We start from the raw sequence: 26,276 nt of genomic DNA, 5'->3' as shown, positions 1-26,276 counted from the left end.
TTTAAATCAAATCATCAATTTTATTTAATATAATTTTTTCATTATATTTAATATTTAAGTTAGAATCTATCTGCATATATTTTTTTGGATTTTTTTTTAAAATTTTTAAAAACCCATTTTGTACTTTACTATAGAAAATATAATCAAATTTATCATATCTGTTTAATATTTTTCTATTCATCAACCTATCTTTCATATTTTTTTTATTAACAGTATTTAAAAAAGTAAAATCAATATTTATATTTTTTAACAAGAAATTATTAATATTTTTAATAAATTTGAGATTTACTCCCATTCCATAATGTTGATAAGCTATAGTTGAGTCGGTAAATCTATCAATTAATATGATTTTTTTTCCAATATTTGTTTTTATTATCTCTATATTTTCACTTCTTGCAGATAAGTATAACAATAAGTCTGTGTAATTATTAAAAGAGGATTTATTATCTAAAATAAGTTTTCTTATTTTCTCTGAGTTTTTACTTCCACCTGGCTCTCTTATTTGAATAAAATCTTTCTTCTTTGATCTTAGATATTTTGCTACTTTATTTATATGATGGGATTTTCCAGTCCCTTCTATACCTTCAAAGACTATAATTAATTTTCTAGACATCACCCCAAATCAAAAAATTAATTGATTTCATTAATCTAGAAAAAACATTTAATTTTTTAACATTATCAATGGCGTATAAGTCATATTTTTCTATGAGTTTATCTTTATAAGAAACTTTTAACACACCTAAAATTTCGTCTTTTTTAATAGGTGCAGGAATTGGACCATTATAAGTAATTGAAACTTTCATATATTTTTTACGTGCTTTTGGAATTGTTTTATAAATATCAGTTTTTACATATACTCCAATTGTTTTTTTTTTACCTAACCAAACTTCCACTTCATCTATTGGAACATTTGTTTTTGCAATTTCAATTAAATCAAAATTAGTTAAACCCCACGTTAAAAGTTTAGCACTTTCTTTCGATCTATCTTTTTTTGAGTCAAAACCACTTGCAACAGCTATTAGTCTTCTTCCATTCCTATAAACAGAAGAGGCTAACGAGTATTTTTCAACTGCTAAATAGCCTGTTTTAATACCATCAACACCAAAGTTTTTGTATAAAAGTGGATTTCTATTACCTTGAGTAATGGGATCGCCACCAGTTCTATCCCAAGTAAATTCTTTTTCAGAAAAAAATTTATACTCCACAGGAAATTCTTTAATAAGATAATTAGACATAATCATAATATCTTTAACTGTAGAAATATTTTCAGTATTATTTATTCCCGATGAATTAGCAAAATTTGTATTTTCCATGCCTATTTCTTTTGCTTTTGCGGTCATCATAATAGCAAATTCTTCTTCTGTGCCTGCTATACCTTCAGCTAAAGCAACACATGCATCGTTACCAGAGGCAACTATTATTCCTTTGAGTAAATTTTCGACACTCACTTCGTCACCAACCATTATAAACATAGAAGAATAACCAGCTGAAGATAATCTCCAAGCATTTTCAGAAACCAAAAATTTTTCATCTAAATTTAGATCACCACTTTTTATCAAATCAAACGCAATTATAGCGGTCATAATTTTTGTCATAGAGGCAGGGTATATCGATTTATCAGGATCCTTCTCATATAATATTTCTCCTGAAAGATAATCTTGCAATATTGCAGTTCTTGCTTTTATATCAAACGCAGCATTGGAGCTAAATGTTAAAAGAAGTGTTATTATAAGTGTTAAAAATTTTATTTTAATCATTTTTTATAATTTCGATGTTTTCAAACTCAAGTATGCTTATATCATTAAATGATTTTTGTAGAGAGATAATGTTGTCAAAAGGACCTAAGTAAACTCTATATTTAGTATCAGTAATTTTTTTTATTTTAGGATTTTTAATTGGACTCTCAATCCTGATTCTATTCAACATCACTAGTGCAGTATTATGAAAGAAAAAATCTGCAATTTTTATAGAATAGGAAAAATCTATATTTGTTTTTTTTTCATTATTATTTTTATCAACATTCAAATCATTAATACTAATATTATTCACTGGCGCTTTAACGGCAACATTTTTTTCTTCCTCATAAGTCTTTGCTTTTTTGGCAATAAAAATTGAATTTTCAAGTATTTCTATAATCTCAACATAGGGCTGGTTTATATCTAGATCTAACTCATCCGCTATCCGTGTAGACAATACGGCATTATTAAATGAAGGGTAATTAGTTTTCCTTCCTACTGTAGCTATTAATGATTTATTATTCAGAATATTAGTAATTTTGACTTGTGTATTATTTTTTAAATTTTTTTGAAATATAATTAAGCTTCGTTCCTCGATTTTTCTATTTATAATTTTTTTTTGATAGAGATTTTTGTTATAAATTAAAGCAAAGCCTTTGTTTGTGTAACCATTAATAATAGTAATAGTAGGTTTATTTGTAACTAAATTTCCTGTTGTGCAATTAGTTATAAGCAAAAAAAAAGTAAAAATTAGTAAATTTTTATAAAACATTTTCAAACTTATCCTTTAGTGTACATACAGCTAAACCAAACCTTAAAGATCTATTCCACTGAAGTATCTTTTCATAATTTTCAAAAACTATATAAGCAGGTTCTAAATTTTCAGAGTTAGGAATTATATCTTTGTCTGGCGTAATGATGGATCCGATTAAATCATCATTTATTGTAAAATCATTTTTATTTTTAATAAAATTTTTTAAGTTTCCAAATTTATTTTTACTATGTAGTTTTTTGGCAGATGTATTTAATAAATCTTTTGGAACATTTTTAGTTAATTTAACCCTAATAAAACATGGTTGATTTTTCTTCCAACCAATTTTGTTAATATAATTAGCAGCTGATGCAAAAGAGTCTTTTGTAGATTTAAGTTCAATTATTTTATTTTTATCATAATCAATTGCATAACGTTCAATAGTAGAAGGCATAAATTGAAAATTACCAAATGCACCCGCCCACGATCCATATAAAATATTATGGTCAATTTTTTTAGTCTCAACTAGTTGAAGTAAGGTAATGAGCTCTTTTGTAAAAAATTCTGACCTTCTTTCATCAAAACTTAGTGTAGCTAATGATGATAAGATATCCATTTTACCTACATATGTTCCAAAATTTGTTTCAATTCCCATTAAGGCTAGCAGTAAACTCTTTTCAACTGAAAATTTTTTGTCAATTACGTTAATAAAAATTTCATTTGATTTATACAGTTTAGTTCCCTGTTTAACTTTAAGGTTAGATGATCTTTTTGATATATAGGTTTTTGTATCTTCATAAAATTCTGGTTGAAAACGATCATATTTTATAACTTTAGGTAAAAAAACTACATCAGACATTGCTATATCAAATGTTGTTTCAGAAATATTATTTTCTAATGCATAAGTTTTAAAATTCTTAAGCCATTCATCAAATGATTTATCAATTGCTCTTGGTGCTTCAATAGAAAGAAGTAGGAATAATGTTATAAAAAAATTAATTTTTTTCATATAAATCTTTTAAATAAATAACTACAGCAATCCATATTAAAATGAAACTTAATGACTTTTCAAATGAAAAAGGTTCATTATAATAAAAAAAACCAAGTAAAAATTGAAAAGTTGGAGTTATATAGAATATCATTCCAGTAGGACCAAGACCACACAACTCAACACCTCTTACATACATAAAAAGAGGTATAACAGTCATTGGGCCTGCTAACATAAGTATTAACATTAAGGGTGGGTTGGATAAACTGAAATCATTTAGATTATTTTGAAAAATTAAAAAAAAAGAAATCAAAGCAAAAGGAAAAATGAAAAGACTTTCGACTAATAAACCAACATCAGTATCAACATTAATTTTTTTTCTTAATAAATTATAAAAACCCCAGCTAAGTGCAACAATTATTCCAACCCAAGGGATTCCATCAAAATTTAAGAACAGAAGAAATAATATTGAAATTAAGACCAATACAATTGAAAGTCCTCTTTTTTTATTAATTTTTTCTCCATAAAAAATATAACCCAAGAAAACACTTAAAATAGGCATTATGAAATATCCAAAACTTGCATCAATAATCCTTTCGGTCCCTACCGCATATATCCAGGTAGCCCAATTAATAAATATTAAAAAGCCAGAAAAAAATAACCAAATTAGTTTTTTTTTATTAGAAATGATCTCAAAAAAAATATTCCATTTGGAAAAATAGAAAGTAGATATAATTAATACAACAGATGTCCATACACACCGATGTATAACGACCTCAATAGGCCCAACAAATGATATGTATTTAAAATAGATAACTCCTATTACGCCCCACCAAAAAGATCCCAAAGCTGTTAAAGTTATACCTTTATTGAAGTTTTGATTTTTCATTATATTAATATTTAAGGTATTAATTCATTATATGATTAATTTTTCAATTTAATTGTTGAATTAAAATTTTATAATAATAAAACCTTGCTACGGAGAGATGGCAGAGCGGTTGAATGCACCGGTCTTGAAAACCGGCAAAGGGGCAACTCTTTCCTGAGTTCGAATCTCAGTCTCTCCGCCATTATTTATTTTCATATTCGTATACTTTAAATAGTTCAGTAACTTTATTTTTTTCAATCTTGATTGACATTTCCAGACCTTGGTTTAATTTATAGAGGTTTTCATCATCATGATCTAACAAATTGCATAGAAGAAGTAGTTCATTATCATCTAATTGATTGATGTATATTTTGGTAAATGAGCCTAATAATTTATCCATTTCCTTTGTGCCTCTATAGTTAGCGCGATAAATTATTTTATTTTTTAATTCCTTTATATTAATGATCATAAATTTTTTATATATTCTATTTAACATGAAAAATATAAATAATTATGATTATTTATTAGCTGACCTTACAAAATTAAATGGTGTAGGTAAAAAAACCATGGAAATTTTAAAGAAGAAAAAGGTCAATAATATTTTTGATCTACTATGGAGATTACCAAAATCATATACTGATAGAACGTTAGTGAGTAAAATTTGTGATCTTCAAATAGGCGTGACACAAACTATCCGAATTGTTCCAGTAAAATATCAGTTTCCAAGAGTTAGAAATTTACCTAATAAAGTTAATTGTCACGACCAAACAGGAAAAATCGATTGCATTTTTTTTAATAGTCATGAGGGGTATATAAGAAAGATTTTACCATTAAATAAAGAGATAACAATTAGTGGAAAGATTGGCAACTATAAAGGACGATATCAAATTACAAATCCAACTTATATTTCACAAGATAGTTCATTAGTAGAAACTATAGATAATAAATATTCTTTAACAGAAGGTATTACTGAAAAAACTTATAATAATATTATTAATCAAATTTTAAAAAATTTACCAGTATTAACGGAATGGCATGATGAGGATGTATTAAAATTTTTTAACAATGAAAGCTGGAACGACTCTATAGTTAAATTACATGATCCTACAAATATTGAAAATTATAAATCAAGCTTCTATAAAAGACTTGCGTATGATGAGATACTAGCATCATTTTTAGTTAATTCTGAAATTAGAAAAAAAATTAAAAAAATTAAAAAAGATTCAAAAAAATTTACTAAGAAGGCTCATAATAATATCATTGACAAGTTAAATTTTAATCTTACGAATGATCAAAATAAATCATTAAATGATATTAATAAAGATCTAAGCTCTAAAAGTAAAATGTTTAGACTTTTGCAGGGAGATGTAGGAAGTGGAAAAACTATTGTTGCTTTAATTAGCTCCTTAAGTGTTATTAATTCAGGGTTTCAAGTAGCATTGATGGCCCCAACAGAAATATTAGCTAGACAACACTACGTATTAGCAAAGAAATTGTTTCCTAAAGATATTTGCATTGAATTGCTTTCAAGTAAAAGTGAGAATGCTGAAAAAAAAAGAATTGTTAAAGAACTAAATGATAATAAAGTTAATATGGTTTTTGGTACTCATGCAATATTCCAAAAGAAAATAATTTTTGCAAATCTTGGCTATATTATTATTGATGAACAGCACAAATTTGGTGTAAGACAAAGAAAATTATTATCAGATAAGGGTGGTGACAATTGTGACATTCTTTTAATGTCAGCCACACCGATACCTAGAACTTTAACTATGTCTGTATATGGGGATATGGATATTTCTATTATTAAAGAAAAACCAAGCCATAGAAAAGAAGTCAAAACTTACAGTAAATTAGAAAGTAAAATAGATGACATTATTAATTTTGTAAAAAAAGAAATAAAAGAAGGAAACCAGGTATTTTGGGTTTGTCCATTAATTGAAGAATCTAAAAAGTTAGACCATCAATCATCTGTTACTAAATATGATTATTTGAATAAAATTTTCCCAAATAAAGTTGCTCTGTTACATGGTAAAATTAACAATGAAGAAAAAGAAATAATATTAAATAAATTCTTAAATAAAGAATATTCAATTTTAGTTTCTACAACGATTATAGAGGTGGGTATCGACTTTCCTAATGCAAATGTAATCATAATAGAGAACGCTAATAAATTTGGACTATCTCAACTTCATCAATTAAGAGGAAGGGTTGGCCGGGGTAATAAACAAGCTAGCTGTATACTGGTATTTAAATCTAACTTAAGTGTTAATGCTAAAAAAAGAATTAATATTTTAAAGAATTCAAATGATGGATTTGAAATATCTGAAGAAGATATGAAGTTAAGGGGTTTTGGAGATTTGCTTGGTTTTAAACAAAGTGGTGTTAAAAATTATAGATTGGCAGACCCTATTCAAAATGAAGACCTTTTTTTAATGGCTGAAAAAGAAATTAAAAAGATTGAATTAGAAAATACAAATATTAATAAATATAATGCATTACTAAAATTGTATGATCAAGCAGATATAATTAATGACATGGTTTAACTTCTTGGTGTTGAAGTACCTGCGGAAACTATAAATTTAGACGCTTCCTCAAAACTCATATCTAAATATATCAAATCATCTTTAGGAATCATTAATAAAAAACCACTCGTAGGGTTTGGTGTTGTTGGAACAAAAACATTTATAAGAACTTGATTTGTTTTAGATTTGATTTCACCTGTGTTTTCTTTTGTAGCAAATCCTACTGCCCAAGAACCCTTTCTCGGATACTCAACCAATACTACACTTTTTTTATTACTATTTTGATTTCTAAAAGAATCAGTCATCTGACCAATTGCTGAATAGATAGTCCTAAGTATGGGTATTCTTTTAAATAAATCATCAATTATTTCTAAAAATTTTTTACCTATAAAAGATAATGAAAGACCACCAATGATTGTAATGAAAATAAGTGTTAAAATAATTTCTATACCTGGAATAGCATAAGGTAGGTATGTGTTTGGATTTAATCCTGAAGGAACTAATCTAGTTGAAAAATTAATTAAGAATTTGCTTAAGTAAAGTGTAAACCCTATGGGTATAAGAACTATAACTCCAGTAAAGAAATAGTTTCTCAATCTTAATGGAAATGATTTTTTTTTTTTTTGACATATAATCTATTGGTAACTGGAGTAGATAACAAATGAAATTGCTATAATAAAAAGAATTAATAAAATTTTATTGTTTAAATTCATATAAATTTGTAATCATATAAATATCAAAAATTTATTAAAATGAATAGAAGAAAATTTTTAAATTATATTGGATGTGGTTGTTGTGGTGTTGTGATTAATGGATGCTCTACAGCACCTATTACAGATAGAAGACAATTAAAGATTATACCAGAGTCTAAATTAAATGCTCAAGCTGCACAAATCTATGAAAAAGTTAAAAAAAAAGAAAAGATGAGTGAGGATATTGAGTCACTTAATCAAATTAAAGATATTGGAAAAAGAATGGAGGTGTCAATTTCTGAATATTTTAATAAAACTGGTATTGATGACCCAACTACTAATTTTGACTGGGAATATATATTAATAGAAAACAAGAAAGTTAAAAATGCCTGGTGTATGCCGGGAGGGAAAATAGCTATCTACACTGGAATTTTAGAAGTTACTAAAAATACAAATGGCTTAGCGTCAGTAATGGGTCATGAAATTGCACATGCTGTTGCTAAACACTCCATCGAAAGAGCAAGTAGAGGTGTGCTTTTACAAACTAGTACTTCGTTAATTGATATTTTTTCTGGAGGAAAGCTTGGGCAAATAAATCAAGCTACTGGAATGAATACTGTAGGGCTACTTTCTCAAATAGGAATCATGAATCCCTTTTCCAGAACACAGGAGAGTGAGGCAGACTATTTAGGGATGATTTTTGCATCATTGTCAGGTTTTGATATACGTGAAACAAAAAAATTATGGGAGAGAATGAAAGAAGCAAACAAAGGCAAAGAGCCACCTCAATTTATGAGCACTCATCCATCATCTGACACAAGAATTAAAAACTTAACTGAATGGGAAAATACGATAATTTTAGATTACCCACCAATAACACTTGGCTAAAAAAGTTATCATTTCAAATATAATAAATAATTATATTTTATTTTATTTTATTTTTAAGAACTAAAATGTCTCCACTCAATTCAAGTGATAATAAAATAGTGTTTTGTTTTTCAAAATATAATATATCTCTTATACGGTCTCCTATAAAAATTTCTTCTAGATAAATAATTTTATTATAATTTTCATCAAATTTAACACGGTACAAAGTTTTTTTATTTAAAGATGATATTAAAAAATTGTCTTGCCATAAAATTGAAAATTTATTAGAAAGTCTTATAACTTCAGATATTCCTATACTCGGTAAAAAGGAAAAAATTGGCTCTTTATAACCATATTTAAAATGGTCTTTTTTATAATGAAATTTTTTATTTAAAAATTATTAAAATTATTTTTTGGTGAGCCCTGATGGACTCGAACCATCGACCCATTCCTTAAAAGAAAGTTACACAACAATATAATTTACATTTTAAAAGAAAAAACCTTCATTTAACGTTCGTATGAGGTGATTAAAAGTTAAGAGATACGTAAAATCAAAATTATAAAACCGTACACTCTTCGTACACTCTAGTTTTGTAATTTTTAATAAAAGTGTACGAAAAGGAATTTACACAACGAAGCAGGACTTACACAACCGTTAAAGGGAATTACACAACAGGTGTGCGAAAAATTAGAGTGTTTTTAAAAAGTGTAAGTTTTTTTGATGTGTAGTTCCGTACAGAGGAATTACTTGGTGAATAGTTTCCTTAATAATTTAATTTACTAATAATTAATGTCTGTAAGCTCTAAATTAAACCTATCAGGTGGACATAATAAAAGCATACCCATACCAGCAAAGTCATCCCAATGATATACGCCTTTTCGTTTTTTAGGATTAGTAGAACCCATAACTAACATCATTCTTACCCCTTTTAAATTTTCTTTAAATTCAGGTTCTGCTTCTAAACCTTTTTTAATAATCTTATTTTTAAAAATTTTATTATCCCAATCTTGATAAAAAGAAGCTTCTATCATTTTCATGCAGAGTTTATGTTTTTCAATGTTTAAGCTTTTTTCATCCTTGATCTTTAATTTTGCTATTTTCTCTTCTTTTATTTTTTTTTCTCTCTCTTTAATTTCTTTTTTTCTTGCTAATAATTCCTGTTTTTTTCTTTCTTTTTCTTCTTTAGCTATTTGCTTTGTAGCCAATTTTTCTTGTTTTAATCTTTCTTTTTCTTCTTTTAAAATTTGCTCAGGTGTTTTTTTGTTTTTTTCCAAATTCTCGGCTTTCTTAATCTTTAATTCTTCAATTTCTTTCTGTAATGCTAATTTTTCTTCCTCAAGCTTTTTCTTTTCCTCTTCAAGTTTTTGCTCAGCAGCCAACCGTTCTTCCTCAAATTTTCTCTTATCTTCTTCAAGTTTTTGCTCAGCAGCTAGACGTTCTTCCTCTAATTTTCTCTTTTCTTCTTCAAGTTTTTGCTCAGCAGCTAATTTTTCTTGCTCCATTTTTTTCTTTTTCTCTTCTTCGGCTTTTTTTTGAGCTATTAAAAGTTCTTTTTTCCTATTCTCAACTACTTTTTTTTTTGCAGCTTCAATTGTTTTTTTTAATTTTGTTTTGGATGAATTATTTAATTGAAATAATGTTTCAAAAGTATTTTCTTTAATTAAAACTTCTAAATAGGTACCTTTTAACAAATATAACGCAGTATCTTTATTTTTTGGTTTATTATTATAAAGTGCCATTGCTATGTTATTATAAACATCTGAATACTCATTATGGCTTATCCAATAAAAGCATTTTGATTTTTTCTTTTTTAAAGAAAATTTGTATTTGATATTATTAAATGTTGATACACATGCTCCTCTATCAGGTCCTGATGGAAAAACGGCGTCAGCATTTGCATTAACACTACTTGAGAAAATAAACAAAATAATAAGTATATTGAATAATTTTTTCATTATAGCTAATTTCTAAATCGTACACTCACCGTACACCTTTTTTGAAAAATACTTAAGAGTAAAAAAAATGGATTATTTTAGTCATTAAATGGAAGTTTTCTGGTGAGCCCTGATGGACTCGAACCATCGACCCATTCCTTAAAAGGGAATTGCTCTACCAACTGAGCTAAGGGCCCACATAAAAATTAAATAAGTTAAGATTGATGTTTTTTTTATTAAATTTTAAAAAAAAACTATTGGTTAAGTCTTCTTTAAAATTTTTAAATTTCTTTACACTTAAAAATTTAAACAATAAAAAAATATCTATACTAAATAAATTTTATTACCAAAAAACAATTATTTATTCCATAACTTGAGTAATTGCAAATATTTAAATTACAACTTATCAATGTATTCATCATGAAAGTTATCAAATATTCCTTTTTTAATACTATCTCTAATAGCAGACATTAATTCTTGATAAAAATTGATGTTATGAAGTGTTAAGAGTGTTGAGCCTAAAATTTCATTCGTATTAAAAAGATGGTTTAAATAGTTTTTGGAGTACTTATTCAAACTTAAATTTGCACAATGTTTATCTAATGGATCATTATCATTTTTAAATTTGTTATTTTTTATATTTATTCTACCATTCCAAGTGAAGGCTAGCCCCGTTCTGCCAGATCTAGTAGGCATTACACAATCAAACATATCCACTCCTCTCTTTACAGCTCCTAAAATATCGGCAGGAGTTCCAACGCCCATAAGATATCTTGGTTTGTCTTTGGGCATTTCTTCTTTAATATCATCTAATACATTAAACATTTCATTTTGAGTCTCTCCAACAGCTAAACCACCAATAGCATAACCATCAAAGCCAATTTTTGTAAGTGAATTAAGAGATTTGATTCTTAAGTCTTTAAATAAACCTCCCTGAACTATTCCAAAAAGTGCTTTATGAGGATTTAATCCAAAAGCTACTTTAGATCTTTCAGCCCAATGTATAGATAATTCCATAGATTTGTTAATAATATTATGGTCAGTAGTTTTTTTAGGACATTCATCCATTATCATCACAATGTCTGAATTTAAACCTTTTTGAATCCTTATGCTTTCTTCAGGACTTAATACAAATTTTTTACCATCTACATGAGAATTAAAAATTGCACCTTTGTTTCTATCCACTTTATTAAGTTTTGAAAGAGACATGACTTGAAAGCCACCTGAGTCAGTCAGAATAGGAAGCTTACAATTCATAAATTTATGAAGGCCTCCTGCAGATATTATTCTATCAACACCAGGTCTAATCATTAAATGATATGTATTTGATAAAATTATTTCAGAACCTGTTTTGATAACATCATCAATTAAACAGGCTTTAACTGTGGCTTGAGTTCCAACAGGCATAAAAGCTGGTGTTTGAATATTTCCTCTATGAGTTTCAATTAACCCAGCTCTTGCAAATTTATCATTTTCAATAACATTAAATTTGAATTTTTTTAATGCCATCTATATTATGGAAATTATTTAAAACTGATAATCTTATCTGGATCAGAAACTGAACCGTTATTATTTTCATCACCTCTTTTAATTTTATCAACTAGCTCCATACCTTCAATAACTTTACCAAACACAGTATATTGTCTATCTAAAAATGATGCTTCTTTAAAACAAATAAAAAATTGACTATTAGCACTATTTGGATCTTGAGATCTTGCCATAGATAGTGTTCCTCTTTCGTGAGGTAGATCACTAAACTCTTCTTTAAGATCTGGCAATTCAGAGCCACCCATTCCAGCTCTCTTTAAATTAAACTCTTTGCTTGATGAGTTACCAAATTTGACATCACCAGTTTGGGCCATAAAACCATCAATCACACGGTGAAAAACCACACCATCATATTTCCCTTCATCAGCAAGTTGCCTAATTCTCTTAACGTGATTTGGGGCTATGTCTTCAAAAAGCTCAATTTTAACATCTCCATCTTTAAGTTTTAAAATCATTATATTTTCCTTTGCTATTAAGTTGTTGGTTAGTATAAAAAATAAAATTAAGAATTTTGTTAAAAATTTATTCATATTTTTCTTTTAAAGACATTATTGTACTTTTTGTAGTAAATTTTTTGATATCTCCCTTTAATCGTACAATTTCCTTTACAAATTTGGACGAAATTATTTGATTCTCGACATCGGACATCAAAAAAATTGTTTCTATATTGTTATTTAATTTTCTATTCATTCCTGCTAATTGAAATTCATATTCAAAGTCAGAAACAGCTCTTAAACCTCTTAAAATAATATTTGACTTATATTTTTTGCACAAATCTGTTGTTAAAGAAGTAAAAGAAATAATTTCAATTTTTTTTTTATCAAATCTTAAATCAACAAAAAGTGCTTTTTTAACTAATTCGATACGCTCAGATGAGTTGAAAAGATAATTTTTATTTGTTCCATCCGATGCCGCAACTACAACTTTGTCAAATAACTTTAAAGCTTTCTTGATAACATCAATATGACCAAACGTTATTGGATCAAACGTGCCAGGATATATGGCGACTTTTTTCATTAAGCCAAGTTATCATCAATTTTTATTGCTGAAACAACTTTTTCATCACCAGATAGTTTAATAATTCTTACACCTTGAGTATTTCTTCCAGCAGTTCTTATTTCTTTAACTGCAACTCTAATAACTCTACCCTTGTTTGTTGATATCATTATTTCATCTAGTTCAAAAACTGGAAAAGAAGAACAAATATTGCCATTTCTAGGAGAATTGATTATACCAATGATACCCTTACCACCTCTATTAGTTACCCTGTAATCTAAATGAGAAGTTTTCTTTCCAAAACCATTTTCTGTAATTGATAAAACAAATCTTTCTTGTTTTGTTGAGTCATCATTTTTATCTTTATTATCTTTTTTTCCTTTATTTTGATTTACAATTGAGAGAGAAACTATTTCATCACTAGGAGCTAATTCGATTCCCTTAATTCCTTTTGAAGATCTTCCTTTAAATATTCTAAGTTTTTTTGATTCAAATCTAATACATTTTCCATTTTTTGTACTTAGCATTATATCTTGATCATCTTTGCATATTTCAACACCAACAATTTTATCACTAGAATCAAGTTTCATTGCAATTTTTCCAGCTGCATTAATGGATGAAAAATCTTCAAGACTATTTTTTCTTACTTTCCCTTTTGCTGTAGCAAAAACTATTTGTAGATTTTTCAAATCACTTTCATCTTCAGGAAATGGCATTATAGAGCTAATCGATTGGTGACTTTTCAAAGGTAAAATATTAAATAATGATTTACCTTTTGAAGTAGTTGATCCTTCAGGAATTTTCCATGCTTTAATCTTATAAACTAGCCCCTCTGTTGAAAAGAATAAAACAGCTGTATGAGTATTGACAGATAAAGTTTGAATAACAGAATCAGCATCTCTTGTAGTGATACCTGACTTTCCTTTTCCACCTCTTTTTTGTTGCTTAACATTACTTAGAGCGCCTCTTTTTATATAACCCTGAAGAGTTACAGTAATGATTACTGATTCTTTTTGGATTGTTTCTTCGATATCGTAGTTTAATATAGCGTCAATAATCTTAGTTCTTCTTGGCACAGCAAATTTTTCTTTAATAGACATAAGCTCTTCGCTTATAACTTTTAATAGTTCTTTTTTTGAATTAAGAATTTTTTTAAAAGATTTGATTAAATCTGCTAATTTTTTAATCTCTACTTCAATTTCATTTATCCCTAAGGCAGTTAATTTTTGAAGTCTAAGTTCTAAAATTGCTACAACTTGTGTATCAGAAAATGAATATAAATTTTTACTTTTTTTGTCTTCAACTAGAGAAATTAACTTTAAAGATTTATTAATTTTCCATTTAATAGTTAATAAAGATTTTTTAGCATCATCAGGAGTTTTTGATGATCTTATAATCTTTATAATCTTATCTAGATTCTCTACTGATACAGAAAGACCAATTAATATGTGAGCTCTATCTTCTGCTTTTTTTAAATCAAATTTAGTTTTTTTAATAACTACTTCTTCACGGAATTTTAAAAAATTAGTTAAAAAATCTTTTAAATTACAAATCTTTGGCTTTCCATCAACAATGGCAAGCGTATTAAAACCAAATGAGCTTTCTATGGACGTATTTTTATAAAGTTGTCTTTTAATTGTTTCTGGCTCAACGCCATTTCTTAAGTCAATTGCAACACGTATACCTTCTCTGTTTGACTCGTCTCTTATATCTCTAATGCCTTCAATTTTTTTCTCTCTTACTAATTGAGCTATTCTCTCGTTTAAAACTGATTTATTAACTTGGTAAGGCACTGAAGTAATGACAAGTCTTTCTCTGCCATTTTTTTGTGCTTCAACACTAATCTCACCTCTAATTTTAAAAGATCCTCTACCAACATTATAACCAGCTTTAATAATCTCTTTTCCAATAATAACTCCACCGGTTGGAAAATCGGGACCGGGTATGTGTTTCATTAATTCTTTAATTTTGAGATCTTTATTTTCAATTAAGGCTAAAGTTCCATTTATTATTTCACCAAGGTTATGAGGGGGAATACTTGTTGCCATTCCAACAGCGATACCACCGGCTCCATTTACTAATAAATTAGGATATTGAGCAGGTAAAACAGTTGGTTCTTTTTCTGTTTCATCATAGTTACTTTTATAATCAACAGTATTTTTTTCTATGTCATCAATTAAGTATTGTGAAACTTTAGCTAATCTTGTTTCTGTGTACCTCATTGCTGCAGCCGGATCACCATCTATTGACCCAAAATTACCTTGCCCTTGAACTAAAGGTAAGCTCATTGAAAAATCCTGAACCATTCTAACGAGAGCATCATAAACCGACTGGTCACCATGAGGGTGATATTTACCAATAACATCACCTACAATCCTTGCAGATTTTCTAAACTGTTTTGACCAATCATAACCACCTTTATACATGGCAAATAGTATTCTTCTGTGCACAGGCTTTAAACCATCTCTAACATCTGGAAGTGCTCTACTAACAATTACACTCATAGCATAAGATAAGTAGGATGAGCTCATCTCATCGTGCATTGAAATGAGTTTTATATTTTTGTCTTTAGGAATTTCTGTATCTTTCATAGAAACTAAAATGGAATTTCATCATCCATATCATTAGGGGCTTGGGGGCTATCATCAGGATTGCTAGCAACAGCTTGCGAATTGTCATTTTGAATACCACCACCGCCAGTGTTTCCACCACCCAACATTGTTAGGGAAGAGTTATATCCTTGAATTACAATTTCTGTTGAATACTTGTCTTGACCAGATTTTTCGTCTTTCCATTTTCTAGTTGTTATTTGTCCTTCAACATAAATCTGTGCACCTTTTTTTAAATATTGCTGAACAACATTTACCAACCCATCATTGAATACAACTATACGGTGCCACTCTGTCTTTTCTTTTTTTTCACCTGTTGTCTTGTCTTTCCATGATTGGCTAGTAGCTAAACTTAAGGTAGCAAGACTTTTGCCATTTGACATTTGTTTGATTTCTGGGTCTGCGCCTAAACGCCCAATTAATAATACTTTATTTAAACTTCCAGCCATAATATTTATAATTCTTTATTAATTTAATTAATTTTATATCACAATATAAACTCAATATTAATTTTATTAATTTAAAGCAACTAAAATTATGATTAAAAAGATAGTTATTAAGGGTGCAAAAGAGCATAACTTAAAGAATGTTTCAGTAGAAATACCTAAAGATCAGTTTGTTGTAATTACTGGTCTTTCTGGTTCAGGAAAATCCTCATTAGCATTTGACACTGTCTATGCCGAAGGACAAAGAAGATACGTTGAAAGTTTATCAGCTTATGCTCGTCAATTTTTGGATAAAATGAAAAAACCAAATGTTGATCTTATCGAGGGATTAAGTCCAGCTATAGCCATAGAGCAAAAAAATACATCTAAAAATCCAAGATCAACTGTTGCAACAGTTACTGAAATTTATGACTATATGAGAGTGTTGTATGCAAGGGCTGGTGTTCCCTACTCACCATTCACAGGAAAGCCAATTACATCGCAAACAATAACCCAAATCGTTGATTTAATAAAAAAATTACCTAAAAAATCTACAATTTATATTTTTGCTCCTGTGGTTAGAGGTCGTAAAGGTGAGTATAGAAAAGATATTTTAAGTTATAAAAGAAGAGGTTTTAGAAAAATTAAAATTGATGAAGTCATATATGAAATTGATAATGCACCTAATTTAGATAAAAAGCTCAAGCATGACATATCTGTTTTAGTTGATAGAATTGTCTTGAATTCAAATCTTGGTAATAGACTTGCTGAAAGTATTGAGACAGCTGTAAATTTATCAAATGGATTGGTATTTGTTGAGTACGAAGATGAAACATTGCCACAAAAATTTAGAAAAATTGAAAAATTAATTTATTCTACAAAATTTGCTTGTCCAGAAAGTGGTTTTACAATTGAAGAGATTGAGCCAAGACTTTTTTCTTTTAATAGTCCTTACGGAGCGTGTGCAGAATGTGAGGGCATAGGTATTAAATTGAATGTAGATCCAAATTTAGTAGTTCCTGATGAGAAAAAAAGTATAGCTGATGGTGCTATAGAGCCATGGGCCAAATCAACAACATTATATTACGCTCAAACCTTAGCCTCTATTGCTAAACATTATGGAATTTCTTTAGATGAGAGATGGAAAAAACTTCCAAAAAAATTTAGAGATGTAATATTGTTTGGATCGGATGAAGAAGAAATTAAGTTTGTTTATGATGATGGTTATGAAAAATATTCTCATAAAAAAACTTTTGAAGGTGTAATAAATAATCTTGAAAGAAGATTTCTTGAATCTGACAGTGAATGGAAGAGAGAAGCGATAGCTGAATACCAATCTGATTCTGATTGTGAAGGATGTAACGGTAATAGATTAAAAGAAGAAGCCTTATGTGTTAAAATTGATAATCAGAATATAAGCGAAGTAACTAAAAAATCTATTCTAGATGCAGCTAAATGGTTCAAAGGTTTAGAGCAAAATCTTGATAAACGACAATTTAAGATAGCAGAACATATTTTAAAAGAAATTAATGAAAGACTAACGTTTCTTTTAAATGTTGGACTTGAATATTTAACATTATCAAGAGAGTCAGGTACTCTTTCTGGGGGTGAGGCTCAAAGAATAAGACTCGCATCACAAATAGGTTCTGGATTAACTGGTGTACTGTATGTACTTGATGAACCCTCTATAGGATTACATCAAAAAGATAATGTTAAATTAATAAATGCATTAAAAAGACTTAGAGATTTAGGTAACACTGTAATTGTTGTTGAGCATGATACGGAAACTATGGAAAATGCAGATCATATAATAGATATGGGTCCAGAAGCCGGAACTAATGGTGGTGAAATAATTGCACAAGGTACTTATGATGAAATACTAAAAAATAAAAACAGTATTACTGGTCAATACTTATCTCATAAAAAGTATATAGAAATTCCAAGAACCAGAAGGCTTGCAAAAAATGGAAGATTTGTTGAAATTAATGGTGCTAGTGGAAATAACTTGAACAACGTTAATCTTAGAATTCCAACAGGAAGTTTTACTTGCGTAACTGGTGTTTCAGGTAGCGGTAAATCAACACTAATATTACAAACATTATATCATGCGTTAAATTTAACTTTGAATAACAAAGCTAGAAAAGTCCCTAAAGAATTTAAGAGTTATAAAGGTGTTGAGCTTATAGATAAAATAATTGATATAGATCAGTCTCCTATAGGAAGAACACCTAGGTCAAACCCAGCAACTTATACAGGAGCTTTTGGCCCCATTAGAGATTGGTTTACAGCATTACCAGAATCAAAAACAAGAGGATACAAACCTGGAAGATTTTCATTTAACGTTAAAGGTGGAAGATGTGAAGCTTGTGAAGGTGATGGTGTAATTACATACGAGATGCACTTCTTACCTGATGTTTATATCCAGTGTGATGAATGCAAGGGAACCAGGTACAATAGAGAAACTCTTGAGATAAAATTCAAAGATAAAAGTATTGCCGATGTTTTGGATATGTCTGTTGATGAGGGATGTGAATATTTTGAAAACATTTCAAATATAAAAACTAAGCTATTAACATTAAAAAAAGTTGGGCTTGGTTATATAAAAATTGGACAGCAGGCAACAACACTTTCTGGTGGTGAGGCTCAACGTATTAAATTAGCTAAGGAATTATCAAAAAGATCTACAGGAAGAACTATGTACATATTAGATGAGCCTACTACAGGTCTTCATCAGCACGATATTAAAAAACTATTAGAAATATTGCACACATTTGTAGCTCTAGGAAATACAGTTGTTGTTATTGAACATAATCTGGATGTAATTAAAACAGCAGACTATATTGTCGATATGGGACCTGAAGGTGGTGTCAAAGGTGGTAATATTATCGCAGAGGGTAAACCTGAGGATATTATCAAAATAAAAGGTAGTTATACTGGCGAATTCTTAAAACCTATGCTCGAAGAAAAATTTAAAAAGAAGTTAAAGATTTAAACAATTAGTGTATAAAGGATTCTTATTATGGGAAATTTACTATCATCTCTACCAAAAACAATTCATGCATCATTAGCTTTAGCTATAATCTTTTTTCTAGGGTTATTTTATGGTAATGGTGGTTTCGATTTTGATACAATTTTTTGGAGTTGGTTAACAAGATTGATCCATGTAACAGTTGCTATTATGTGGATTGGGCTTCTTTGGTATTTTAACTTTGTACAAATTCCAAACATGCCGAAAATCCCTGATGAACAAAAACCTGCTATAGGCAAAGTTATAGCTCCAGCCGCATTGTTTTATTTTAGATGGGCTGCTTTACTTACTATAATATCAGGATTAATTTTAGCTTATTTAAATGGTTATTTACACGATGCTATGACTTTAGGTGGTGGTGGAAAAAATACAGCTATCGGTATTGGTATGTGGCTTGGTTTATATATGGCATTTAATGTTTGGTTTATAATTTGGCCAAATCAAAAAAGAGCATTAGGTATTGTTGAATGTGAACCTGATGTTAAGGCAAAATCAGCAAGAACAGCAATGTTGTTTTCAAGAACAAATACTCTTTTATCGTTACCAATGTTACTTTCAATGGTAGCAGCTCAAAACCTTTATTAAATTTACTCTGTATCTTCTTTTAGGATTGTTTTTTGTGAAACTCTAAGTTTTACTAGTATCGGATTAGCTATATAGATTGAAGAATAAGTTCCAAATACAACACCCATTATCATGGCTAAAGAAAAACCTTTTAATATTTCCCCACCAAATAAATAAATTGAAACTAAAGCAAGCAATGTTGTTGCTGATGTAATTATAGTTCTAGAAAGAGTTTCATTGATTGAGATATTTGTAAGTTCATAAATCTTGATATCAGAAAACTTTCTTAAATTTTCCCTAACTCTGTCATAAATAACAACAGTATCGTTCATTGAATAACCAACTATAGTTAAAACGGCGGCAACTATTGATAGATTTATTTCTAGACTAAATAGTGAGAAAAGACCTAGTGTTATAATGACATCATGAAATAGGGCTAAAATTGCACCTAAGCTAAATTGCCATTCAAATCTTATCCATATGTAAAATAACATTGCGGCTAGAGATAGTGCGATTGCAATAATACCAGACTTTAATAATTCAGAGCTAACTTTAGGGCCTACATTTTCAACTCTTCTGAAATTAAAAGATCCATCCAAAGAAGAGGTTAAATCTTTTTTAATAGCTTCAATAGCATTTGCACTTGTGTCTTTTTTCTCTATCTTAATTAAAAAATCATTTTCATTACCAAATTTTTTAACATTAAAATCTCCTAAATTCATTTTATTAAATGATTGCCTTAAAGAAGTGACATTAATATTTTTATCATTAGACCTTAGTTCTATTAAAGTCCCACCTTTAAAATCTACACCAAAATTGAGTCCTTTAAAAAATAACAATATAACAGATACCACAACTAAACTTAAAGAGATGAGATTAAATAGTTTATAAAATTTATTAAAATTAATCATTTATATTAGTTTAGTTTTTTCTTTATTTCTTACCACGTAAAGACCAGTAAGCATTCTTGCAATAAAATAAACTGAAAACAATGTAGTAAAAATTCCTACAGCTAAAGTCACAGAGAAGCCCTTAACAGGTCCGGAGCCCATAAAGAATAAGATTACAGCTGCAATTAATGTGGTTATATTTGCATCTATAATTGCAGTTTTTGATTTTACATAACCTGTATCAAAAGCTATTATATTATTTTTTTCTTTCTTACATTCTTCTTTAATTCTTTCAAAAATCAATACATTGGCATCAACTGCCATACCAACTGTTAAAATAATACCTGCAATACCTGGAAGTGTTAATGTTGCTTCAAATAAAGTTAAAATACCAACTAAAAAGAATAAGTTAATTAGTAGTGTTATGTTGGCAATTAGACCAAATATTTTGTATTTAAAAAACATAAAAATTATAACTAATAAAAAACCAATCATAAGAGCGATAACCCCTGCATTAATTGAGTCTTGACCAAGGTCAGGTCCTACTGTTCTTTCTTCAATTATGTTAAGTGGTGCTGGTAATGCTCCTGATCTTAGGAGTAAAGCTAAGTCAGTCGCAGATTGGAATGTAAAATTTCCACTAATCTGGCCATTTCCACTTGCTATAGTGTCCCTAATTACCGGAGCACTAACAATTTTACCATCTAGAACAATTGCTAATTGCTTACCAACACCTGTACTAGTTGCTTTACCAAATCTTTTAGCCCCCACTCTATCAAGAGTAAATGATACTACAGTTTCGTTTGTTTGATTATTCATTTGTGGTTGAGCATCCAGTAAATTCTCACCATTTAAGATTATTCTTTTACTGACCATTGCTTCGCTAGTTCCATCTTCAAACTGAAGCATTTCAGTTCCAAAAGTGTCATTATTGTTTTGAGTGACAAATCTAAATGTTAAATTTGCAGTTTTTCCTAAAAGTGACTTTATACGCATAGGATCATCAAGACCTGGAAGTTCAACTAAAATTCTATTATTACCTCTTTTTAATATATTGGGTTCATTAGTACCAACCTCATCAACTCTTCTTCTAACTATTTCTAAAGCTTGATCTTGTGAAGAAGTTTTGATTTCAATAAGTCCATACTTTGAAAGAGTTAAAGAGAATTCATTATTTTGTATTTCTAAATCAAACTGATGAGATTTATATTGGTTATAGTAAGGATTAATATCACTTTCTTTATCAAGAAAAAGAGTTTCAACTAACTTGATATTATCATTGGAAACATTAAATATTATTTTTTTATTTTCTATTCTCAGGTCATTAAAAGTTATTTTCTTATCTTTTAAAAAATTTCTAATAACAGTGGTTGTATTTTGTAATTTTTGAATTTCAACAGGTCCATTATCAATTTCAAGTAAAAGATATGAACCACCTTGTAGATCCAAACCTAAGTTTATCTTTTTTGAAATAAGGCTATCTTCAGAGTTCTGAAAATTTGATGCAGCAATAAAAATAAAAAAGATTGATACTAAAGAAACTAAGGTAATTCTTAATTTAGAAAAGTATAACACTTTAGTTAAATGTTATTTTTTTACTTCAGGGGAGTTAAGTAATCCTTGAATACCTGTGGATTTGATAATTTCTACTTTAACGTTGTCAGCAATTTGTACTTCAACTTTTTCATTATCAATAATTCTCTCAATTGTTCCAATAATTCCAGCAGACGTTACGACCTTGTCTCCTCTTGATAAGTTTTCTACCATGGCTTTATGCTCTTTAACTTTCTTTTGTTGAGGTCTTATTAAAAAAAAGTAAAAAATAACAAAAATTAAAATTAGTGGTATAAACTGGCCTATTCCTTGATCCATAAATCTCCTTGATTAAAGTGAATACTTACAACATCTATCTAATTAAAACAACTTTAAATCTTAGAGATTTTCTCAATATTATTCATGTATGGCTTTAAAACTTTAGGCACATTAATAGAACCATCTTCCTGTTGGTAATTTTCTAATATAGCCACTAAAGTTCTACCAACTGCTAATCCACTTCCATTTAAAGTGCCAACAAGAACTGTTTCTTTCTTGTCATTCTTGTATCTTGCCTTCATTCTTCTAGCTTGAAATGAGCCACAAGAAGAACAACTTGAAATTTCTCTATACTTGCCTTCTGATGGAAGCCAAACTTCAATATCAAATGTTTTTTCTGCACTAAAACCCATGTCACCTGTACATAAAATAATTTTTCTATAAGGAAGTTCCAATAAATCTAATATCCTAGTTGCACAATTAGTCATTCTTTCAAGTTCAAATAAGCACTTATCAGTCTCAACTATGCTCACCATTTCAACTTTGTAAAATTGATGCTGTCTGATCATCCCTTTAGTATCTTTACCATAACTTCCAGCTTCTTTTCTAAAACAAGGAGTTGAAGCAACCATTCTCATTGGTAGATTTTTTTTATCAATAATTTGGTCCTTGACTATATTTGTTAAAATTACTTCTGCTGTAGGAATTAAAAATTTTCTATCAGTAGAGTCGTCAAGTTTGAGTTCAAATTGGTCATTATCAAATTTTGGTAATTGACCAGTTCCAAACATGGTAGAATCTGTTGCAATCAATGGGGGTGAAATCTCTTTATAACCATTAGTATTAACGTGAGTGTCGAGCATAAAATTAGACAATGCTCTTTCTAATAAAGCAAGTTTATCTTTTACAAAAACAAATCTTGAACCTGTAGTTTTGGTTGCTAGATCAAAATCTAACATATCTAAGTTTTCACCTAATTCATAATGAGACATAGGTTTAAATAAAAATTTAGGGATTATTCCAGATTTTGAAACTTCTATATTTGAGTTTTCATCTTTGCCAATAGGCACATCTAAATATGGTATATTTGGAATTGATGATAAAATAGTCTCTAATTGTTCTCTAACAACTTTTTGTAAGTTGTTAATTTTTTCAATCTCAGTTGAAATATTTTTAGATTTTTCAAAAAGCTTTTTATTTTTTGATTTTGAAATTTCTTTTTTTTCTTTTTCGAGAATCTCTCTTTGTTGGATATAATTTCTATTTTTTTCATCTAAAGATAAAATTTTATCCACATCTATATCTAAAAATCTTTTATCCAAACCTTCTTTAAAAGCCTCAATATCATTTCTGATTTCTTTTATGTTATGCATTTTTTTTATTCTTTTTTTCAATAATATTCACTGAAATTATAGATAATTCATATAAAATCAATAATGGTATTGCTAGGCCAATTTGAGTTATGGGATCGGGTGGTGTCAATAATGCTGCTACCGCAAAAATTATTACAATAACGTACTTTCTTCTATCTCTAAGAAATTTTGCATTAACAACTCCTACTCTAGCGAGTAAACTAAGAACCACAGGCAGTTGAAAGCTTATACCGAATGCAAAAATTAATTTCATCACTAGTGATAAATATTCATTAACTTTAGCTTCTAATTGAATAGGTAAACCTGTTGTTAAACCACTACTTTCAAATGATAGAAAAAATTTAATCGCTAAAGGCATAATTAAATAATAAACAAGCATACCGCCAAGAAAAAATAAAATTGGTGTTAATATTAAATATGGCACAATTGCAATTTTTTCATGTTTATAGAGACCTGGTGCAATAAATTTCCATATCTGCATTAGTATAAATGGACATGTAACAAAGAATGCAGCAAAAAACGATACTTTTAAATAGGTTAAAAAAGTTTCCTGTAAAGCTGTAAAAATTAACCTTCTCTCACTTCCATCATCTTTAACTGCTTTAGCATAAGGTTCTACTAAGAAACCGTAAAGATGTTCTGCAAAAAAATAACATCCTATGAAAAAAATAAACAAAAAAATAAATGATTGAATTAATCTTTTTCTTAACTCAGCAAGGTGACTTATGAAGCCCCCATCATTTTCAGATTTTGTCATTATCTTTATCTTTATTTTTAATTTTAATTTTTGGTTCTTCAGTATTAATACTGTTTAAGTCAAGATCATTAACTTCATTTTGCAAATTATTAATATATTTTTTTATTGTTCCAATCCATGACCCAGCTTTTTTAAGCATAAATGGAAAGTCTTTAGGTCCTATAACTACGATAGCGACAGCAGCTACTATTAATATCTCAAACCAGCCAATAGTGGGCATTTGATTTATTCTTTGTCTTTTGTATCTTGATTATTTTCGGAAATATTTTTAGATTCTTCATTTTCCTCAGGAAGGTCGGTTGCCATTCCTTTTTTAAAACTCTTTATACCTTTAGCTACATCACCCATCAAACTAGATATTTTACCTCTTCCGAACAGTAAAACTATTAGAACTATAACTATTCCTATTTGCCAAATACTTGGTGCCATAATTATTGTATATCCTTAATATCTATATTTTTAAAGAACTATATTAAGCATCCTCATCTTTTTCAAGTGTACCACTTAACATTTCATCTATATTTTCATAGATGTCTTCTTTCTTTTCTTCTTGTTTTTCTTTGTAAAATTTACCTGTACCAAATATTGCATCATCTATATTAGCACTATCAATTAATCCTGCTGAACCTAGTTCATCAACAGTTGGTAAATCTGATAATTTTTGAAGACTAAAATGACTTAAAAAATCAATTGTAGTTCCATATTGAATTGGTTTGCCAGGAACTTCTTTGCGGCCCTGAGGTTTAACCCAATTTAGCTCCATTAATATATCTAGTGTATTAGTTCCAAAAGCTACACCTCTTATTTCTTCAATTTCAGCTCTAGTCACTGGTTGGTGATAAACAATAATAGCAAGTGTTTCAATGGCTGCTCTAGATAGTTTTTTTTCAACAGTTTTTTCTTGTGACATCAAGTTTGATAAATTTTCTGAAGTTCGGAATGACCACCTTTTTGAAATACAGACTAAATTGATACCTCTTGTGGAGTATTCTATTTGAAGTTTATTTAAAGTTTTTAAAACATCAGTTTTTTTTGAAATTTTAGATTCAATAGTGTCAATATCAAGGGGTTCTAATGCAGCAAAGACAATAGCTTCAATCTCTCTTTCACTATCATTTAATTTTTTTGGAAAAGTTACAATGTTAGTTTTTAAATCTTTTTTTAATTTAGTCACTTTATTTCCTTAATATATATTTCATCAAATAAGTTTTCTTGTTTTATTGAAATATTTCCCTCTTTAACAAGTTCAAGAGACCCAGCAAAAATTCCTGCTTTACCAGTTTTTTTATATTTCATACTGTCTTTGAAATTTTGGGGGATTAAATCGTTAATATTCTTCCAATCAACCAGTTTACCAAAAAATTCTCTAATACGCTTAATTCCATCCTCTGTAGTAAATACAGGAAGTTTGGGTATATTCATTCTTTGAAAATCTTTTGTCATAATGATACTTGAATATGCTTTCAATAATTCATAAAGATTTAATTTATATTCAGTACTATAAATTGAACGAATGTTTCCTTTAATTCCTCTTAAACGAATTTCTCTACCCAATCTTTTCCTTTTTAACATTTGATCTGAAAGAAGACGTATTAATTCTAATTTTTTTAGTTGTAATTTAAGTTGTTGAGCTACCTCTAATAATTTAAATTCTTCCTCAGGATTTCCTGGTATTAAAAGTTTAGATTTTAGGTATGTTAACCAAGTTGCCATCAACAGATATTCAGATGCCATCTCTAAATTAAGATTTGTTTCTTTTGTAATATAGTAATGAAACTGATCAGCCAATAATGTTATGGAAATATTTTCTAGATCAACTTTTTGTGCTTTAGCTAAATCTAACAGAATATCAAGAGGACCTTGATAGTTTTCAAGATCAACATTAAAATTATTAGAATCGGTATCAGTCATA

The 26,276-nt window shown here is 28.6% G+C and carries 26 protein-coding genes, 2 tRNA genes and 1 pseudogene; 5 read left to right on the top strand and 24 right to left on the bottom strand.

Annotated elements, in window-relative coordinates; translation table 11 throughout:
* Position 1: 1 nt before the first annotated feature.
* Genes tmk through rarD form a run of 5 tightly spaced genes read right to left on the bottom strand, consistent with a single transcriptional unit; the run spans position 2 to position 4,364 of the window.
* On the bottom strand, positions 2-613 hold the full coding sequence (gene tmk, locus AC5YGA_RS03015) for a dTMP kinase (RefSeq protein WP_415309257.1): 612 nt from the start codon (positions 611-613) through the stop codon (positions 2-4).
* On the bottom strand, positions 606-1,757 hold the full coding sequence (locus AC5YGA_RS03010) for a D-alanyl-D-alanine carboxypeptidase family protein (RefSeq protein ID WP_415309256.1): 1,152 nt from the start codon (positions 1,755-1,757) through the stop codon (positions 606-608). The genes tmk and AC5YGA_RS03010 overlap by 8 nt, the downstream gene beginning before the upstream one ends.
* A complete protein-coding gene (locus AC5YGA_RS03005) occupies positions 1,750-2,508 on the bottom strand; it encodes a hypothetical protein (protein WP_415309255.1) in 759 nt (252 codons plus the stop codon). The genes AC5YGA_RS03010 and AC5YGA_RS03005 overlap by 8 nt, the downstream gene beginning before the upstream one ends.
* A complete protein-coding gene (locus tag AC5YGA_RS03000) occupies positions 2,498-3,496 on the bottom strand; it encodes a lytic murein transglycosylase (RefSeq protein ID WP_415309254.1) in 999 nt (332 codons plus the stop codon). The genes AC5YGA_RS03005 and AC5YGA_RS03000 overlap by 11 nt, the downstream gene beginning before the upstream one ends.
* Positions 3,483-4,364 (bottom strand): EamA family transporter RarD, encoded by an 882-nt coding sequence (gene rarD, locus AC5YGA_RS02995; protein ID WP_415309253.1) that lies wholly within the window; start codon positions 4,362-4,364, stop codon positions 3,483-3,485. Before rarD ends, AC5YGA_RS03000 begins: the two co-directional genes overlap by 14 nt.
* A 91-nt stretch (positions 4,365-4,455) precedes the next feature.
* Here rarD and AC5YGA_RS02990 point away from each other — a divergent pair.
* Positions 4,456-4,545 (top strand) — tRNA-Ser (locus tag AC5YGA_RS02990).
* Here the strand turns inward: AC5YGA_RS02990 and AC5YGA_RS02985 are convergent.
* Complete coding sequence (locus AC5YGA_RS02985; RefSeq protein WP_415309252.1) at positions 4,546-4,812, bottom strand: succinate dehydrogenase assembly factor 2; 267 nt, start codon at positions 4,810-4,812, stop codon at positions 4,546-4,548.
* 25 nt (positions 4,813-4,837) lie between these two features.
* Here AC5YGA_RS02985 and AC5YGA_RS02980 point away from each other — a divergent pair, with 25 nt between their 5' ends.
* Positions 4,838-6,889 (top strand): ATP-dependent DNA helicase RecG, encoded by a 2,052-nt coding sequence (locus AC5YGA_RS02980; RefSeq protein ID WP_415309251.1) that lies wholly within the window; start codon positions 4,838-4,840, stop codon positions 6,887-6,889.
* Here AC5YGA_RS02980 and AC5YGA_RS02975 read toward each other — a convergent pair.
* Positions 6,886-7,500: a DUF502 domain-containing protein gene (locus AC5YGA_RS02975; RefSeq protein WP_496170029.1), complete on the bottom strand. Its 615-nt coding sequence runs from the start codon at positions 7,498-7,500 to the stop codon at positions 6,886-6,888. The genes AC5YGA_RS02980 and AC5YGA_RS02975 overlap by 4 nt on opposite strands.
* Positions 7,501-7,620: 120 nt before the next feature.
* On the opposite strand from AC5YGA_RS02975, the gene AC5YGA_RS02970 reads away from it, so the two are divergent.
* Complete coding sequence (locus AC5YGA_RS02970) at positions 7,621-8,448, top strand: M48 family metallopeptidase (RefSeq protein ID WP_496170021.1); 828 nt, start codon at positions 7,621-7,623, stop codon at positions 8,446-8,448.
* A 37-nt stretch (positions 8,449-8,485) separates the two neighbouring features.
* On the opposite strand, the pseudogene AC5YGA_RS02965 reads toward AC5YGA_RS02970, so the two are convergent.
* The 8 genes and pseudogenes from AC5YGA_RS02965 to ssb all read right to left on the bottom strand — a co-directional run.
* Positions 8,486-8,785, bottom strand: a pseudogene (locus AC5YGA_RS02965) (PQQ-dependent sugar dehydrogenase); the annotation flags it as partial.
* A gap of 422 nt (positions 8,786-9,207) precedes the next feature.
* Positions 9,208-10,383, bottom strand: coding sequence for a hypothetical protein (locus tag AC5YGA_RS02960; protein WP_415309248.1), 1,176 nt, complete (start codon positions 10,381-10,383; stop codon positions 9,208-9,210).
* 100 nt (positions 10,384-10,483) lie between these two features.
* A tRNA-Lys gene (locus tag AC5YGA_RS02955) sits at positions 10,484-10,559 on the bottom strand.
* A 199-nt stretch (positions 10,560-10,758) separates the two neighbouring features.
* Positions 10,759-11,871 carry a tRNA guanosine(34) transglycosylase Tgt gene (gene tgt / locus AC5YGA_RS02950; protein ID WP_496170020.1) on the bottom strand — a complete coding sequence of 371 codons (1,113 nt, stop codon included), beginning with the start codon at positions 11,869-11,871 and terminating at the stop codon, positions 10,759-10,761.
* A 14-nt stretch (positions 11,872-11,885) separates the two neighbouring features.
* Positions 11,886-12,440 (bottom strand): peptidylprolyl isomerase, encoded by a 555-nt coding sequence (locus AC5YGA_RS02945; protein ID WP_415309247.1) that lies wholly within the window; start codon positions 12,438-12,440, stop codon positions 11,886-11,888.
* The gene (coaD, locus tag AC5YGA_RS02940; protein WP_415309246.1) at positions 12,433-12,927 is read right to left on the bottom strand and encodes a pantetheine-phosphate adenylyltransferase; all 495 of its coding nucleotides are present in this window, start codon (positions 12,925-12,927) and stop codon (positions 12,433-12,435) included. The genes AC5YGA_RS02945 and coaD overlap by 8 nt, the downstream gene beginning before the upstream one ends.
* A complete protein-coding gene (gyrA, locus tag AC5YGA_RS02935; protein ID WP_415309245.1) occupies positions 12,927-15,497 on the bottom strand; it encodes a DNA gyrase subunit A in 2,571 nt (856 codons plus the stop codon). The genes coaD and gyrA overlap by 1 nt, the downstream gene beginning before the upstream one ends.
* 5 nt (positions 15,498-15,502) lie before the next feature.
* On the bottom strand, positions 15,503-15,964 hold the full coding sequence (gene ssb / locus AC5YGA_RS02930; RefSeq protein ID WP_415309244.1) for a single-stranded DNA-binding protein: 462 nt from the start codon (positions 15,962-15,964) through the stop codon (positions 15,503-15,505).
* Positions 15,965-16,052: 88 nt separating this feature from the next.
* Here ssb and uvrA point away from each other — a divergent pair, with 88 nt between their 5' ends.
* Entirely contained in the window at positions 16,053-18,932 is a 2,880-nt protein-coding gene (gene uvrA / locus AC5YGA_RS02925) for an excinuclease ABC subunit UvrA (protein ID WP_415309243.1), read from the top strand.
* A gap of 27 nt (positions 18,933-18,959) precedes the next feature.
* Positions 18,960-19,553, top strand: a complete 594-nt coding sequence (locus AC5YGA_RS02920; protein WP_415309242.1) for a urate hydroxylase PuuD — start codon at positions 18,960-18,962, stop codon at positions 19,551-19,553.
* 2 nt (positions 19,554-19,555) lie between these two features.
* Here the strand turns inward: AC5YGA_RS02920 and secF are convergent, their stop codons facing one another.
* From secF to AC5YGA_RS02875, 9 genes are read right to left on the bottom strand one after another with little or no spacing between them, the layout of a single operon-like run.
* Positions 19,556-20,443 (bottom strand): protein translocase subunit SecF, encoded by an 888-nt coding sequence (secF, locus tag AC5YGA_RS02915; protein WP_415309241.1) that lies wholly within the window; start codon positions 20,441-20,443, stop codon positions 19,556-19,558.
* Positions 20,444-21,997, bottom strand: a complete 1,554-nt coding sequence (secD, locus tag AC5YGA_RS02910; protein ID WP_415309240.1) for a protein translocase subunit SecD — start codon at positions 21,995-21,997, stop codon at positions 20,444-20,446.
* A gap of 12 nt (positions 21,998-22,009) precedes the next feature.
* Positions 22,010-22,294: a preprotein translocase subunit YajC gene (yajC, locus tag AC5YGA_RS02905; protein WP_415309239.1), complete on the bottom strand. Its 285-nt coding sequence runs from the start codon at positions 22,292-22,294 to the stop codon at positions 22,010-22,012.
* A gap of 53 nt (positions 22,295-22,347) precedes the next feature.
* Positions 22,348-23,607: a serine--tRNA ligase gene (serS, locus tag AC5YGA_RS02900; protein ID WP_415309238.1), complete on the bottom strand. Its 1,260-nt coding sequence runs from the start codon at positions 23,605-23,607 to the stop codon at positions 22,348-22,350.
* Positions 23,600-24,364 (bottom strand): twin-arginine translocase subunit TatC, encoded by a 765-nt coding sequence (gene tatC / locus AC5YGA_RS02895; protein ID WP_415309237.1) that lies wholly within the window; start codon positions 24,362-24,364, stop codon positions 23,600-23,602. Before tatC ends, serS begins: the two co-directional genes overlap by 8 nt.
* Positions 24,351-24,584, bottom strand: coding sequence for a Sec-independent protein translocase protein TatB (gene tatB, locus AC5YGA_RS02890; protein ID WP_415309236.1), 234 nt, complete (start codon positions 24,582-24,584; stop codon positions 24,351-24,353). The genes tatC and tatB overlap by 14 nt, the downstream gene beginning before the upstream one ends.
* A 5-nt stretch (positions 24,585-24,589) precedes the next feature.
* On the bottom strand, positions 24,590-24,793 hold the full coding sequence (gene tatA / locus AC5YGA_RS02885; RefSeq protein ID WP_415309235.1) for a twin-arginine translocase TatA/TatE family subunit: 204 nt from the start codon (positions 24,791-24,793) through the stop codon (positions 24,590-24,592).
* Between the two features lie 43 nt (positions 24,794-24,836).
* Positions 24,837-25,538, bottom strand: coding sequence for an SMC-Scp complex subunit ScpB (scpB, locus tag AC5YGA_RS02880; protein ID WP_415309234.1), 702 nt, complete (start codon positions 25,536-25,538; stop codon positions 24,837-24,839).
* Complete coding sequence (locus AC5YGA_RS02875) at positions 25,535-26,275, bottom strand: segregation and condensation protein A (RefSeq protein ID WP_415309233.1); 741 nt, start codon at positions 26,273-26,275, stop codon at positions 25,535-25,537. The genes scpB and AC5YGA_RS02875 overlap by 4 nt, the downstream gene beginning before the upstream one ends.
* Position 26,276: the final 1 nt, after the last annotated feature.

This window comes from Candidatus Pelagibacter sp. uisw_091 (assembly GCF_059512525.1).
The sequence above is the reverse complement of the archived record's forward strand: the minus strand, read 5'-3'. Positions and strand labels throughout refer to the sequence as shown.